Below are 14,530 nucleotides of genomic sequence, written 5' to 3' on the forward strand. Positions count from 1 at the left end.
GCCTGTGAACTATTTCCCCGTATGTCCGTAACCGCCTTCGCCGCGTGCAGTTTCCCCTAATTGTTCAACGGTTTGCCAGCTAACGGTTTCGTGTTTTGCAACAACCATTTGTGCAATTCTATCGCCATTAACGATTTTAAAATCTGTATCTGATAAATTTACCAATAAAACTTTTATTTCACCACGGTAATCGGCGTCAATTGTACCTGGGGCATTTACAATACTAATACCGTGTTTATAGGCCAGGCCGCTTCTGGGTCTGATTTGTGCTTCGTAACCAATCGGCAATTCAATAAACAAACCCGTTGGCACCAATAAGCGCTGCAAAGGTTTCAATATCATTTCTTCTGTAATTGATGCCCTCAGATCCATACCTGCCGCATGTGCGGTTTCATATTGTGGAAGTGGGTGCTCGGATGTATTGATAATTTTTATTTCCATTTTTTTATTGTTGGGTACTTTAAGGTTAATGGCTTATAGATCATGGTCTGATGGCCATTGACCATTAACTATGAACCAAATAAAAAGTCTCTAACTAACCTCTTTTCAATATTTTCACTAAATCATTCTTTTCAAAATAGGCAATGCCCGCGACAAAAATAATCAACATGGCATTACCAATATAAATGTTTCTATGGAATACAAAAAACGAAGAGAATACCAGAATGATAGAAATGATTAAGTAGGATAAAATCTTTTTAAGGTTATAGGGAATTGGATAATATTTCTGCCCGAGGATGTATGAAATAATCATCATTGTTCCATAGGTTGCCATCGAAACCCAGGCAGAACCCATGTAACTAAATTTTGGAATTAATATGATATTGAATACAATAGTAATAAAGGCCCCAATTAAAGAAATATACAATCCAAATCTCGTTTGATCAGACAATCTATACCAAATAGAAAGATTCATATAAATACCTAAACATACGTATCCCACCAGTAAATAAGGGACTGCGGGCAAACCTACCCAATACTCGGCCAGGTGTTTTGCATCCCGGCTGATAAAATATTTCAGGATTTCGATATTGGCGGTTAGGGCCACAAAAAGAATGGAAAGTGCAATTACAAAATATTCCAGAATTTTTGCATAAGTAACCTTTGCATTTTCGTTCTTGGCATAGCTGAAGAAAAACGGCTCGGCACCCAATCTAAAAGCCATATTGAAAATACTCAGGAATATGGCCAGTTTGCAAACAGCTCCATAAATACCTACTTCTGCTTCGGTTGTGTATCTATCCAAAAGTATTTTATCCAGATTTTCATTAACAATGAAAGATAAATTTGCAATCAAAACAGGCCAGCTGTAAGAAAGCATTTTTTTGAATAAATCGCGATCAAATTTAAACTGCACCTTTAAAAATTCTGGCACTAAAAGCAAAAAGGTAAGCGCACTTGCTACCAGATTGGCAATAAATACATATCCAACCCACTTATCACGGAACCAACTTTGAAAGAACGCTGCGCCAGGTAAATCGTGTTTAATGATCAGTGGAATACCATAAATAAAAAACAGACTTAAGAGCACATAACTTAAGATATTCACAAATTTAATGATGCTATATCTAAAAGGCTTCCCATCAGCCCTGATCCTTGCAAAAGGAATTACACAGATTGCATCCGAAAACAAGAGCCAAAGAAAATACTGCACATATCTTTTTTGATCCTGATAATGCGACATATTACTATTTAACAACCACTTGGTTATCGGTTCGGTAAAAACAAGGCCAGTAATTAAAAAGAGTGTCGAGATAAAAGCAACAATCAGGAAAGAATTGTTGTAAACCTGCTGTTTTTTATCTTCATGTTTATTGAGATACCTAAAAAAAGTGGTCTCCATTCCAAAGGCCAGTATAGCATTTATCATAGATGCATAAGCATACATTTTGGTAAAAACACCTAAGGCACTGGCACCGTAACTCCTGGTAAATATTGGTGTTAATATGAAATTGAGTAACCGAGAGGCAATGGTACTGATACCATAAACCATTGTTTGCCCAAGAAACTTTTTATATACAGACATTTGTTATAATCAGGATAAAAGTATCAGGTACCAAGATATTTGAGTAGTCTTGCTACATGATACTTGCTACTTTCTTAAGATTTCAAAATTACGATAGTTTTTTACTTCACCATCGCTTACAGTTACATTTTCTACACGCGAGCGATCGGGCCCTTCTTGGCACCAGTTTACAAATTCTTCCAGAAAAATGTCTTCGCCTTCCGCTTCGATATAAACCGATCCGTCTTTTTCGTTCCTTACAAAACCCGTTACCATCATTTGGTTGGCAATAATTTTTGTGGTTTCCCTAAAGCCAACGCCCTGCACTTTACCTGTTACGATTATATTAAGATGCTTCATTTATTGTTGTAAAATTGAAATGTTCTAATCTTGCAAAGTTAGTAAACCAATTGTGTATCGTTATTTTATAAGTCCAATTCATTTTGTAAACTGTTAAATCTCTGTAGTTCGGACCTAAAACCTGACCATATTTCTTCCAGGATTTCTTTTGCAGGTTTAATTTCACTCAGCATAGCTGAAACCTGACCGATTTCGAGTTCTCCATTTTCCATATCGCCCTCAAACATACCTGCCTTTGCCCTTGCCCTGCCCAAAAGTTCCATTAAGCGGCCTCGGTCTGCACCTTCAGCTTCAGCTACCGATATTGCATCGGTAAATTCATTTTTCAGCAACCGAACCGGAACCAGTTTTTTCATGGCCAATTTAGTATCGCCTTCTGCAGCAGCAATAATTTTATCTTTAAATGCCGGATGAGCAGACGATTCTTCGGCAACAGCAAAAGCCGAACCGATCTGAACGGCATCAGCACCTAAGGCAAATGCTGCAAGCATGGCTTTTCCACTTCCAATACCGCCGGCAGCGATAACCGGAATTTTAACAGCCTCTCTTATCATCGGGATTAAACACATGGTGGTGGTTTCTTCTCTCCCATTATGTCCACCTGCCTCAAAGCCTTCGGCAACAATGGCATCAACGCCAGCTTCCTGTGCTTTTAAGGCAAATTTTGTATTCGCAATTACATGAACAACGGTAATACCCTTTTCTTTTAAAAAACTGGTCCATGTAGCAGGATTACCAGCAGAAGAAAATACAATTTTTACTTTCTCTTCGATTACCACATCTATAATTTCCTGAATATTAGGATAGAGCAATGGAATGTTAACGCCAAACGGCAGATGAGTTGCCAATTTGCACTTTTGAATATGTGTTCTTAAAACATCAGGATACATTGAACCGGCTCCAATAATGCCAAGGCCTCCTGCATTAGAAACTGCCGATGCCAATCTCCACCCACTGCACCAAACCATTCCAGCCTGAATAATAGGGTATTTAATATTGAAAAGTTTACAGATTGGGTTCATATATTTTAAATTAACCGCTTCACTTGGTCGCTCTCAATCTTAAAATCAGCGGATAGCTGGATTAGGTTCAATCCTGGCTTTTTACCCACCGCTATTGTTCCAATTTGTTGATCAAGCGCTAAAAATTCAGCTCCGTTTATAGTTGCCCACCTCAAAAGTTTTTCAAAATTAACCTGCTTGTATTGCTGCAAGGTGATCATTTCTGATAGAATATTAAGCTGATGGTTGCTGGCCAAGCTATCTGTTCCCAAGGTAATCTTTACATTTTCTTCAATTAACAGGTCAACGTTGGGTAAAGCATTTTCGATATATAAATTGGCCTGCGGGCAAAGGCACCAATATAAATTATTGTTGTTTTCTTTTGCAAAGGCAATATCAGCCTTACTCGAAATGGTATTATGCACCAACAAAGTTTTCTGTTCCTTAATATAGGGTAGCCAGGTTTGTAAAGATGTTTTTTTTGTAGGGGCAAAGAAAGAAATATCGAGCCCTAAAAATTTGTATAGCGCTAAAAATCCACCTGTTTTATTTTCGAAGAAAGCATTTTCATCTTCGGTTTCCTGATTGTGAACACTTATAAAGGCGTTATCTTTTTCGGCTTCCACTTTTATCAATGCGAACAATTCAGGAGATACTGAATAAGGTGCGTGTGGTACAATTGAGGCTGGCAAAGGCCCAAAAGCCTGCTTAATTCCCATTACATGGTCCATTATCACATTTGCCCGTTCAGGGTTAAAGCCCATAGCTTCGATAAACGTATGGTAATATATTTTGCTATGCTCTTTTACTTCTTTTGATGAAATTTGGTTGGAAATGTCGCCAACAGCTACAATCCCGTTTTCGAACATTTTCTGATCAGCAGCATACATAGCCGTTTTAATCTCTTCTATATCGCCCTGCCTGCTTTTAATAATACTTTGTACAAATTCTACCAAACCCGTTTGCTCGGGAATTTGCCCCAATAGGTGCGATAGTTCTAAATGGCAGTGGGTATTGATAAAACCCGGAACGATTGATCCTTTATGTTTTGTAATGGCTAAACCAAGGCTGGTGGCCTCTTCCTGGGTTAACACTTCTTCAATTTTACCATCTGGATTTACGGCTACCACTCCGTTTTTAAGCGGAGGTGATGAAACAGGAAATATCCAATCGGCTGAAAAGTATTTTAACATATCGCAAATTAGCGGAATAACCGGAGCAAATAAAAAATATTTTTATGTGCCTGACCTATTTTGATGATAAAATGATTTTTGATTTAATTTCTTAAGAAATTAGAAAAGGGAAAGAAAAAGAGCCTCCTATCGGAATCGAACCAATGACCTACTGATTACAAGTCAGTTGCTCTACCAGCTGAGCTAAGGAGGCTTTCAATCGGGCTGCAATGATAGAAAAAAATCTTCTTTTTTTTAAAATTGAAAATTAATTTTTTGAAAATATTTAGTGTGCTCTCAGATGTTACCATCTGACAGCGCAAGAATTTGTTATTATCATAAATAACGGCAAAACTTGTAGTCATTCACCACAAAGTGTGGAGAAGCTCTACAGCATCAGAATTCTGGCACACACATAAACACCTAAAAAACAGCTAATTAAATAAAATCAATGGTTTGGCATCATTGTGAAACATTAGCAAGTATTGTTACACAAATTAAATTTTTAAATATATACTATGAAAAAGTTCGTTTTAGCAGCTACAGTATTAGCATTAGCAGGATTCTCAGCAGTACAGGCAAGTGAGGTAAAAGATTTTAAAACCACTGCAATTGTTGCAGTTCAAGATAGCGCAGTGAAAACTCCAGTTAAATTGGAAGAACTTCCTGAGCCAGTAACAACAGCATTAAAATCTGAAGCTTACAAAGGATGGACCGCTACTGAAGCCTGGTCGGTGAAAGAAGGTACTAAAGAATATTATTTAATCAACGTTAAAAAAGAAGCAGAAACTGGTTCGGTTAAAATCGACAAAGACGGTAAGCCAGTTCAATAAATAAGTCCGGTTAGCGCTCCATAATTAACGAGTATTTAACATAACACAAGTTACCAATCATATTTAAACATAATATCATGAAAAAGATCATTTTAGCCGCTACTTTAGCATTCGCAGGATTCACAGCAGTTCAAGCAAGTGAAGTTAATACAATTAAAAACGCTGCAATTGTTGCAGTTCAGGATAGTGCAGTAAAAACTCCAGTTAAATTGGAAGAACTTCCTGCCCCAGTAACTACCGCATTAAAATCAGATGCATACAAAGGTTGGACTGCTACTGAAGCTTTCTCTGTTAAAGAAGGTACGAAAGAATATTATTTAATTAATGTTAAAAAAGAAACAGAAACTGGTTCAGTTAAAATCGACAAAGACGGTAAGCCAGTACAATAATTTCAAATAAATACGCCACACAGGCATAATCAATATAAGCGTGGCCTTCGGGCTGCGCATAAACTAAAAAATAATACTATCTAAAAATAATATCATGAAAAAATTAATTTTATCAGCTGCGTTCTTAGCTTTTGCAGGATTCTCAGCAGTACAGGCAAGTGAAGTAAATACAATTAAAAATGCTGCAATTGTTGCAGTTCAGGATAGCGCAGTAAAAACTCCAGTTAAATTGGAAGAACTTCCTGCTCCAGTTACAACAGCATTAAAATCTGATGCTTATAAAGGATGGACTGCTACTGAAGCTTGGTCTGTTAAAGAAGGAACAAAGGAATACTACTTAATCAATGTTAAAAAAGAAGCAGAAACTGGTTCGGTTAAAATTGATAAAGACGGTAAGCCAGTACAATAAAACCCAAATAATTACATCTACCTATTATAAGAAAGCCGGATTATGTCCGGCTTTTCTTATTTTTGTTACATGGCGAGAATCCTGATCTTAGAAGACGATACTACATTTGCTCAATTACTTGAAGGTTTTTTAACAAAAAACGGTCATGAAATTACCCTTGTAACCCAAGTAAAGCAATCATTTAAGCAAGTTGAAAACAACGAATTCGACTTACTTTTAATCGATTACCGTCTTCCGGATGGGACAGGCCTCGAAGTGCTTACCCACATCCGTGATCTGGGCTTATCCATACCTGCAATCATCATGACCAGCTTTAATGATGTTCGGACTGCGGTCAGATCTATTCAACTGGGTGCTTTTGATTATATTACCAAGCCGGTTAACCCGGACGAGTTACTCATGGTGATTAAAAATTCTTTAGCTAAAAAGGATTTAAAAAGTGCCGAACCAAAAGAAACCAATAGTGATTTTATAAAAGGGAAAAGTGCAGTTGCAGATAAACTCTATGAGCACATCAGTTTGGTAGCCCCAACCGATATGTCGGTAATTATACAGGGTGAAAGCGGTACAGGAAAAGAATTTGCCGCCAGAACCCTGCACCAGCAGAGCAAGCGTGCCGATAAGCCTTTCGTAGCAATAGATTGCGGTGCATTATCGAAAGATTTAGCTGCCAGCGAATTATTCGGACACGTAAAAGGTGCGTTTACAGGCGCGTTAAACGACAAAAAAGGTCAGTTTGAGGCTGCTAACGGAGGAACTTTGTTTTTAGATGAAGTGGGTAACCTGAGTTATGAAGTGCAGATTAAATTATTAAGGGCACTACAAGAAAGAGTAATTCAGCCCTTAGGTAGCACCAAACAGATTCCTGTTAATGTTCGCATCATTACCGCAACAAATGATGACTTAGCCAATAGCATACAGCAGGGAGAATTTAGAGAAGATTTATATCACCGGTTAAATGAATTCAAAATCCAGCTTCCGCCGCTGAGAGATAGAGGTGGAGACTTAGAATTATTTATTAACCACTTTATACAATTATCAAACCGCGATTTAGAACGAAATGTTAAAAGCATTTCTAATGAGGCAAAGGCACTTTTACTTAGTTACGATTGGCCAGGAAATCTGCGCGAGCTTAGCAATGTGATTAAACGTATGGTTTTATTGAGTCCGGGCGATGTTGCACAGATTAGTGCATTACCTGATGAAATGATGATTTCTGTCCATCACCAGTCGGCTCCGGGGAATTCATCCGATCTCAAAGCGGTAAACGAACAGAATGAAAAAGCGTTGATCACTGAAACGCTGATCAAAGTGAGACATAACAAGTCAAAAGCAGCGAAGATTTTAAACATCGACCGTAAAACCCTTTATGCCAAAATGGAGCGATACGGCATAGAATAATCAACCTGCATTGGCGTAGTCGATTTCCTCCATATAGGCAATTAAGCTATCCAGTTTTCTGATCTCCAATAAAACTTCAGATTTAATATTGGTCGTTAAGCCTTTTTCGGCAATTTCTAATTCCAGTGTGCGGAATGCGCCTGACAAAGTCTTCGAACCCATCTGCGCCGTGCGTCCTGCAAGGCGGTGAACGAGTAACCTAGCCTGATCTGGGTCATCATCGGTTAAATGTTTTTTCAATGCTGCAGCGTCATCTATAGAATCCTGTTTAAAACGGTTCAATATTTTCTCCAGCATTTGCTGGTCGCCAAAGGTCATTTTCTCAATGGAAGAGAAATCGAATTCAGGCTGCTGGGTTAAAATTTCAGTTCTATCAAATATAGATAGAATATCTACAGCCCTAAACGGTTTCATTATCAGTCCGTCGAAGCCCTCGCTCAAAACCATTTCGCGTTCTTCAGGTAAAACCTGTGCAGTAATGGCGTAAAATTTAACGTGCGCCGGCAGTTTCTTCTTTAATAAATGGCAAAGTTCGAATCCCGTCATTTCGGGCATACGCATATCAACCAATATGTATTTCAAATCCGGCTCAGGTGCTGCGTGCAGAATATCGGCTACCTGGGTAAAGCTTCTGAACGGGATGTTGTTTTTCTGAAAAATCATTCCGCATAAATCCAGAATGAGTTTATCATCATCAATTACCCAAACTGTACCTGGGTTTACAATTGCATAATGTTCTAAATCTAAAGTATCGTTTACACGCTCCGTGGTATTTTCATACTTCATGTAAATATTAAATGTGGTACCAATGCCGGGTTTACTTTTCACGTAAATTCTTCCTCCTTGCGTTTCGATCAAAGATTTAACAATAGGCAGCCCCAAACCCGTACCGGCCTGGTTGATAATGTATTTTTCAGGAGATTCTATCTGCTCAAATTCGTTAAAGATTTTGGGAATATCTTTTTCTTCAAAACCAATTCCGGTATCTTTTATGGTAAAATGGAAATGCAGATTATCGCCTTGCTTTTTATAAGATACAGAAAGCTTAATTTCGCCTTTCAACGTAAATTTTACGGCGTTACCCAATAAGTTAAATAAAATCTGCTTTAGCCTAAAAGCATCTCCCTTTACAAATTCCAGACCAGCAAGATCAAGTGCTGTATTTAAATGAAGTGATTTCTGCTCTGCCAAAGGCCGCATTACCGAAACTACCTCATCTAAAGCTTTTTTGATGTTGAATACCTGGTTATTGAAACTAAATTCGCCCGAAATAATCCGGTTATAATCTAATACCTCGTTCACAATTTGAAGTAAATGAATAGAAGATTGATAAATAGCATCCACATCCTTCTTATTTGGCACGTCTTGCTGGGTAATTAACTCGGCGTAGCCTAAAATAGACTGCAATGGCGTTCTGATCTCATGGCTCATATTCGATAGAAACCGTTGCTTAGCCTTACCATGGTATTCGGCCTCATCTTTAGCAAGCTCCAGGGCCCTTCTGTATCTATTGCTTTTTGTAATGTCAGTTAAAATTAAATACAGCAGAATAACCGTTAGGAGAAAAAAGATAATGATAATGGTTGTGATCTGCGTAATCCCGTCATTAACCACTTCTTTGGCCTGGATACCGTTTAAATCTACCTGGGCTACAGCCTCACCTTCCACTTCTCTTAAAATCTGTAGCATCTGGGCTGTCAATGCATTACTCGCATTAGATAGGTCTGCTTCGCGTTTTAAAAATTTCTGACTTTTCTGTCGTTGCTCCAGTTCGATATTTTTTAAGGCCCCTGTCATGCTCTTCATAATGCTATCTTCGGCCTTTGCATTTAAGGTATCGCGCTTTACCTTAAACTCTTCGTTGATAATTTTATATACGTCAGATTTCTTCTTACCAAACAGTTTACTTAAAAACCCTCTCGATTTCTGTTCTTCTTCAGGTGCAACCGTAGTGGTTGATGTAGTTGTCTCGGTAGTCAGTACCGCACTGTCCGTCTGCCTGGTACGTGTAGCAACCAGTTCATTTAATTTCTGAACCTCATTAGAGAACGATTTGGTATTCACCAATGTTTCTCTCACTTTTAAGTAATTGATAAATTGTTTATCGCGGTCGGTTAACAGATTCTTGATCGACTTTATCCTGGCCAACTGGGCGGAATCGCCCCTGTACAATTTACGTAAGGTATCTAAACTAGCCCTTAACTTACGAGATTCTTTAAGAAAACTATAGGTACCTTGTTTATTGAAAGCCTCATCCCTTTGTAACTGATCTAGCCTGGCAATCTTATGTGAGAGATCATTTACAATCCTTAAGCGGTCGTTCGGGGCTGAAATTTCTTCAACTGTATCCAGCATCCGCGTAAAAGCAAACTTGCTGATACCCCATGCCAATAGCAATGCAAAACAGGCAAACAGGAAACCTATAATTACTTTACTTTTTATTGCCCGGAAGAAACGCTTTTGGATAATAGCAGCCATTTAATTCAGATTAAGTATGTTAAACCCTAATTATAACGGTTTAACCTGTAGAATTGATATGTGTTTATCTTTTACAAATAACGTACCACAAGAAAAATTGATCAAAAAACTTTAATTTTAAAGGCCTAAAAAAACAAACTATGAACCGTATCGACCGCCTTTTCGGAATCTTGACCCTGCTTCAATCCAAAAAATACATTACAGCAGAAAAAATTGCAGAAAGGTTTGATATGAGCATACGCACGGTTTATCGCGATATTAAAGCATTAGGAGAACAGGGAATACCGGTAAGTTTTGAGCAGCATAAAGGCTATTGTCTGGTTCAAGGTTATTTCCTGCCGCCAGTTTCTTTTAATATGGACGAAGCCAATGCATTACTATTGGTTGAAAGTTTGGTGAATGGATTTGCTGATAATTCCATCCGCACCCATTACGCTACAGCACTGACAAAAGTAAAGGCGGTATTAAAATCGGGACAAAAAGAAAAGCTCGAAACCTTAAACCAGCATATTAAATTGCAGATTCCGGAAAGGCTTAATTTTAACTTCGAATACCTATCACTCATTCAACACGCCATTGCCGAAAAACACCTGATCGAACTCGATTATAAAAACAATAAAGAAGAAGTAAGCAAAAGAGAAGTAGAGCCAATTGGCTTGATTTTCTATGCTTTTAGCTGGCATTTAATTGCCTGGTGCCATTACCGGAATGAATATCGTGATTTTAACCTCACCCGGATTATCTGCCTTAAAAATCTGGGTATTCCTTTCAAAAAAACGCAGCACATGCCACTCAGTGACTACATGCACCTGCTTCCTGTAAATTATTAAAAAAAATATTTTTCACACTGCCATAGGGTTGTCAGTGGGCTGTGTTTTCTTTGTATAACTAAACATCAAAATCATGAGTATAGCCGATTTACTACTAATGGATTTAAGCACTGCAGAAAGAACAAAACAGAAAAATATGGACATTATTAAATTATTATTGAAAGAGTTAGCAGCCGAATTTAATACAACAAAAAAATTCCTGGCTATTGTGCCTGTAGATAAATTTGACTGGGCACCACACGAAAAAAGCATGAAAATGAAATCGCTTGCGGTTCATATTGCTGATTTGCCGAGTTGGGTTTCACTGGCTTTAACTACTGATGGACTGGATTTTGAAACAGCACCTTATGTAGAAAAAACTGTAGAAAGTGCCGATGACCTGGTTAAAATCCTGGAGGAAAATTATGCCCTGGGAAAAGCAGAATTAGAAAAAGCCACGCAGGAAGACCTTAACGGCCGTTGGGTACTAAGTATGGGTAAACAGGTTTTGGCAGATTATTCTAAATACGAAACCATCCGCCATTCACTTAGCCAAACCACTCACCACAGGGCACAGTTAGGCGTTTACCTAAGATTGTTGGATATCCCAATCCCTGGCAGTTATGGCCCAAGTGCAGATGATCAAAATTTTTAGTTGTTAATAAGTTCAGAATAGGCTGTCGAAACCTGGTGCGTTTCGATGGCCCGTTTTGAAATGACAACCCGATTACCAGCCTATCTTGATATTCCATTTCCACTTTGCTACTTTTAGCAATGAAAAAAATATTGGCAATCTCTGGAAGCACGAAAGCAGTATCAACCAATGCACTTTACATAACAGCCATTTTCAGGCTTTTGGGCGGAGACTTCGAGGCAATAAACTTCTCCTCCATTGCGGTTATCCCACATTTCAATCCTGATTTAGACCAGGAAAATCCACCACAGGTTGTCGAAGAGCTTCGCTCAACCATCAAAGAGGCAGATGGAATCGTCATCTCTACACCAGAATACGCAATGGGCTTACCAGGCTCACTAAAAAACCTACTCGATTGGACTGTAAGCTCAGCATCATTTTCGGGGAAACCCGTTTTAGCACTTGTTGCTTCAACCCAGGGTGAAAAAGCCTATCAATCCATCATCGACATTTTAACAGTAATTGAAGCGAGGGTATCGCCCCAGCTTATCCCATTTGCAAAAGCGAAGATCAATAATGAGGGAGCGATTACCGATCAGGAAACTTTAGCTGCGCTTAAAAGCACTGTCGATTCATTTGTTGCCAGTATAGAGAATGGATAACACGATTTATTTCCGTAAAATTGCAGTATGAACAATAATTCTGCAACCCGTTTAAATAAATTCATCAGTGAAAGTGGATTATGTTCACGCCGCGAAGCAGACCGTTATATCGAAAAAGGTACAGTTTTCATCAACGGAAAAAGAGCTAAAGTAGGCGACCAGGTTTTTGCAGGCGATAAAGTGATGGTAAACGGCCATAATATCGAACCTAAAGAAGAAAGTAATTTCATCCTATTAGCCTTTAACAAGCCTGTTGGTATTACCAGTACCACAGAAGGCAGCGTACGCGATAATATTGTTGATTATGTTAACCATAGCGAAAGGATATTTCCCATTGGCCGATTAGATAAAGATTCATCAGGATTGATCTTCCTGACCAACAACGGCGATATTGTTAACAAAATTTTAAGGGCAGGGAATAAACACGAAAAGGAATATGTGGTAACGGTTAACAAACCGATTACTGAAGATTTTATTTTCGAGATGAGCAATGGTGTTCCGATTTTAGGTGTGAATACCCGTAAATGTAAGGTTCGTCAGATCAGCACTTTTGTTTTCAATATTATCTTAATCCAGGGCTTAAACAGGCAGATCCGTAGAATGTGCGAGCATTTTGGCTACGAAGTGACCAAATTAGAGCGTACGCGCATTATGAATATCAATTTAAAAGGTATTCCTACAGGAGAATTTAGAGAACTTACCGAAGACGAGATGAAAAGCATCACCAAAAGTGTTGAAAATTCATCATCCGAGGCCAAAACAAAGCCAAAAAGCGCTAAGAAAAAAGCAAATGCATGGGAAGAAATCCCTGAACTTAGGGAAGAGCAGCCAAAAAAATCTTTTAAACCAAAGCCGTCTGGCCCAAAATCAACAGGAAAAAAGAGCGCAGGTCATTCCGGAGCAAAACCAACAGGTAAAAGCAATGCGGGGAACAGAAATTCCAGACCTGCCAAAGGTAAGACTATCAGCAAGTCAAACTCAAGAGGCAGAGGGAGATAAAGCTAATTAATTGTAAAATTTGGCATCTTGCAGGTACACTCAACCTTCTACCTTTCTGCCTTACACCTTTTTTAAGTACCTTTGCAACAAATGGTAACAGCAAAAAAAACCGATATCCGGGCATTAGATCTACCTCAATTGCAACAACACCTTGTAGCAATGCAACAGCCTGCATTTAGGGCTAAGCAGATTTATCAATGGCTTTGGGAGAAATCAGCTACGAGTTTCGAGCAGATGAGCAATCTTTCTAAAGATCTTCGTAAGGCATTGGACGAAACTTTTGCCATTAACGCTGTTCAGGTTAACAATTCTCAGTTCAGTAACGACCATACCATTAAAAATACCTTCAGGCTAGCAGACGGCAATATTGTAGAGGGCGTTTTAATTCCTCTGGAAGACCGTATGACGGCTTGCGTAAGCTCACAGGTAGGCTGCAGTTTAACCTGTAAGTTCTGTGCAACTGGCTACATGGACCGTAAGCGTAATCTAAACGCTGATGAGATTTATGACCAGGTGGTATTGATCGATAAACAGGCTAAACAGAACTATAACAATCCCCTTACCAATATCGTGTATATGGGCATGGGAGAGCCGCTTTTAAACTATGCCAATGTACTGAAGTCGATTGAGCGTATCACTGCACCAGATGGCTTAAACATGAGTTATAAGCGCATTACGGTTTCTACTGCAGGTATTGCCAAAATGATTAAGAAATTGGGCGATGATGGCGCAAAATTTAATCTGGCACTTTCGCTTCATGCCGCTGATGATAAAAAGCGTAACGAAATCATGCCGATCAATGAGGCCAACTCGTTAAAAGCGCTGGCAGATGCACTTAAATACTATTTTGCTAAAACTAAAAATCCGGTAACTTACGAATACATTGTTTTTAATCATTTTAACGATGAAATTTCTGATGCTATGGATTTAGCCAAATTCTGTAAACATATTCCTTGCAAGGTAAACCTAATTGAATATAACCCCATTTCTTTCGCCGATTTTACCAATGCGGAAGGTGATAAGATCGATGCTTTTTCTAACTATCTAAAAAGCCAGGGTATCAATACCAACATCCGCCGTAGCCGTGGTAAAGATATTGATGCCGCTTGCGGCCAGTTGGCGGTTAAAGAAGAGGCCAGCGCTTAATCACCCCATTTAAATATTCTAATTCGATAGTATCTGTTAAGTATAACCCAGAAGATTAATTTTTGATGATCTGGAGCGCAATGGCAGTGACATATAGGCTGGGTTCGGTCCTGCTGTCTCCTGCAATCCTTTTGGATATCATTGGAATAAACAATATACCTTTACCCAAAAGGGATTTTCGCTTCCATCAGGGCTATAGAACCTGAGCCAGTATTGTAAAACTCAGCGGAGA

The 14,530-nt window shown here is 38.7% G+C and carries 15 protein-coding genes and 1 tRNA gene; 9 read left to right on the top strand and 7 right to left on the bottom strand.

The annotated features are described in order from the left end of the window. Window positions 1-9: 9 nt before the first annotated feature. The 6 genes from dut to ACN9MR_RS21220 all read right to left on the bottom strand — a co-directional run bounded on the left by dut (window position 10) and on the right by ACN9MR_RS21220 (window position 4,752). Window positions 10-441, bottom strand: a complete 432-nt coding sequence (gene dut / locus ACN9MR_RS21195) for a dUTP diphosphatase (protein ID WP_426326502.1) — start codon at window positions 439-441, stop codon at window positions 10-12. 94 nt (window positions 442-535) lie between these two features. Next, window positions 536-2,026: an oligosaccharide flippase family protein gene (locus tag ACN9MR_RS21200; RefSeq protein WP_426326503.1), complete on the bottom strand. Its 1,491-nt coding sequence runs from the start codon at window positions 2,024-2,026 to the stop codon at window positions 536-538. A gap of 66 nt (window positions 2,027-2,092) precedes the next feature. Next, window positions 2,093-2,365, bottom strand: a complete 273-nt coding sequence (locus tag ACN9MR_RS21205; RefSeq protein ID WP_426326504.1) for an acylphosphatase — start codon at window positions 2,363-2,365, stop codon at window positions 2,093-2,095. Window positions 2,366-2,430: 65 nt separating this feature from the next. Then, complete coding sequence (locus ACN9MR_RS21210) at window positions 2,431-3,387, bottom strand: NAD(P)H-dependent flavin oxidoreductase (RefSeq protein ID WP_426326505.1); 957 nt, start codon at window positions 3,385-3,387, stop codon at window positions 2,431-2,433. A 5-nt stretch (window positions 3,388-3,392) separates the two neighbouring features. Beyond that, window positions 3,393-4,559: an amidohydrolase family protein gene (locus ACN9MR_RS21215; protein ID WP_426326506.1), complete on the bottom strand. Its 1,167-nt coding sequence runs from the start codon at window positions 4,557-4,559 to the stop codon at window positions 3,393-3,395. 120 nt (window positions 4,560-4,679) lie between these two features. Beyond that, window positions 4,680-4,752 (bottom strand) — tRNA-Thr (locus ACN9MR_RS21220). A gap of 304 nt (window positions 4,753-5,056) precedes the next feature. Between ACN9MR_RS21220 and ACN9MR_RS21225 the strand changes: the two genes are divergently transcribed. The 4 genes from ACN9MR_RS21225 to ACN9MR_RS21240 all read left to right on the top strand — a co-directional run bounded on the left by ACN9MR_RS21225 (window position 5,057) and on the right by ACN9MR_RS21240 (window position 7,570). Then, a complete protein-coding gene (locus ACN9MR_RS21225; protein ID WP_426326507.1) occupies window positions 5,057-5,371 on the top strand; it encodes a hypothetical protein in 315 nt (104 codons plus the stop codon). A 77-nt stretch (window positions 5,372-5,448) separates the two neighbouring features. Continuing rightward, window positions 5,449-5,760, top strand: coding sequence for a hypothetical protein (locus ACN9MR_RS21230; protein WP_426326508.1), 312 nt, complete (start codon window positions 5,449-5,451; stop codon window positions 5,758-5,760). Between the two features lie 94 nt (window positions 5,761-5,854). Further along, a complete protein-coding gene (locus ACN9MR_RS21235) occupies window positions 5,855-6,169 on the top strand; it encodes a hypothetical protein (protein ID WP_057931901.1) in 315 nt (104 codons plus the stop codon). Window positions 6,170-6,238: 69 nt separating this feature from the next. Then, a complete protein-coding gene (locus tag ACN9MR_RS21240) occupies window positions 6,239-7,570 on the top strand; it encodes a sigma-54-dependent transcriptional regulator (RefSeq protein ID WP_426326509.1) in 1,332 nt (443 codons plus the stop codon). On the opposite strand, the gene ACN9MR_RS21245 is transcribed toward ACN9MR_RS21240, so the two are convergent. Continuing rightward, window positions 7,571-10,048, bottom strand: coding sequence for an ATP-binding protein (locus tag ACN9MR_RS21245; protein WP_426326510.1), 2,478 nt, complete (start codon window positions 10,046-10,048; stop codon window positions 7,571-7,573). A gap of 140 nt (window positions 10,049-10,188) precedes the next feature. Between ACN9MR_RS21245 and ACN9MR_RS21250 the strand changes: the two genes are divergently transcribed. From ACN9MR_RS21250 to rlmN, 5 genes are all read left to right on the top strand, one after another. After that, a complete protein-coding gene (locus ACN9MR_RS21250) occupies window positions 10,189-10,878 on the top strand; it encodes a helix-turn-helix transcriptional regulator (protein ID WP_426326511.1) in 690 nt (229 codons plus the stop codon). 73 nt (window positions 10,879-10,951) lie between these two features. Next, a complete protein-coding gene (locus tag ACN9MR_RS21255; RefSeq protein ID WP_426326512.1) occupies window positions 10,952-11,512 on the top strand; it encodes a DinB family protein in 561 nt (186 codons plus the stop codon). Between the two features lie 119 nt (window positions 11,513-11,631). Beyond that, window positions 11,632-12,153: an NADPH-dependent FMN reductase gene (locus ACN9MR_RS21260; protein ID WP_426326513.1), complete on the top strand. Its 522-nt coding sequence runs from the start codon at window positions 11,632-11,634 to the stop codon at window positions 12,151-12,153. Between the two features lie 27 nt (window positions 12,154-12,180). Continuing rightward, on the top strand, window positions 12,181-13,152 hold the full coding sequence (gene rluF / locus ACN9MR_RS21265; protein ID WP_426326514.1) for a 23S rRNA pseudouridine(2604) synthase RluF: 972 nt from the start codon (window positions 12,181-12,183) through the stop codon (window positions 13,150-13,152). A 90-nt stretch (window positions 13,153-13,242) separates the two neighbouring features. Further along, window positions 13,243-14,298, top strand: a complete 1,056-nt coding sequence (gene rlmN, locus ACN9MR_RS21270) for a 23S rRNA (adenine(2503)-C(2))-methyltransferase RlmN (RefSeq protein ID WP_426326515.1) — start codon at window positions 13,243-13,245, stop codon at window positions 14,296-14,298. The last annotated feature ends 232 nt before the right edge of the window (window positions 14,299-14,530 follow it).

This window comes from Pedobacter sp. R-06, assembly GCF_049913135.1.
Lineage (GTDB): Bacteria > Bacteroidota > Bacteroidia > Sphingobacteriales > Sphingobacteriaceae > Pedobacter.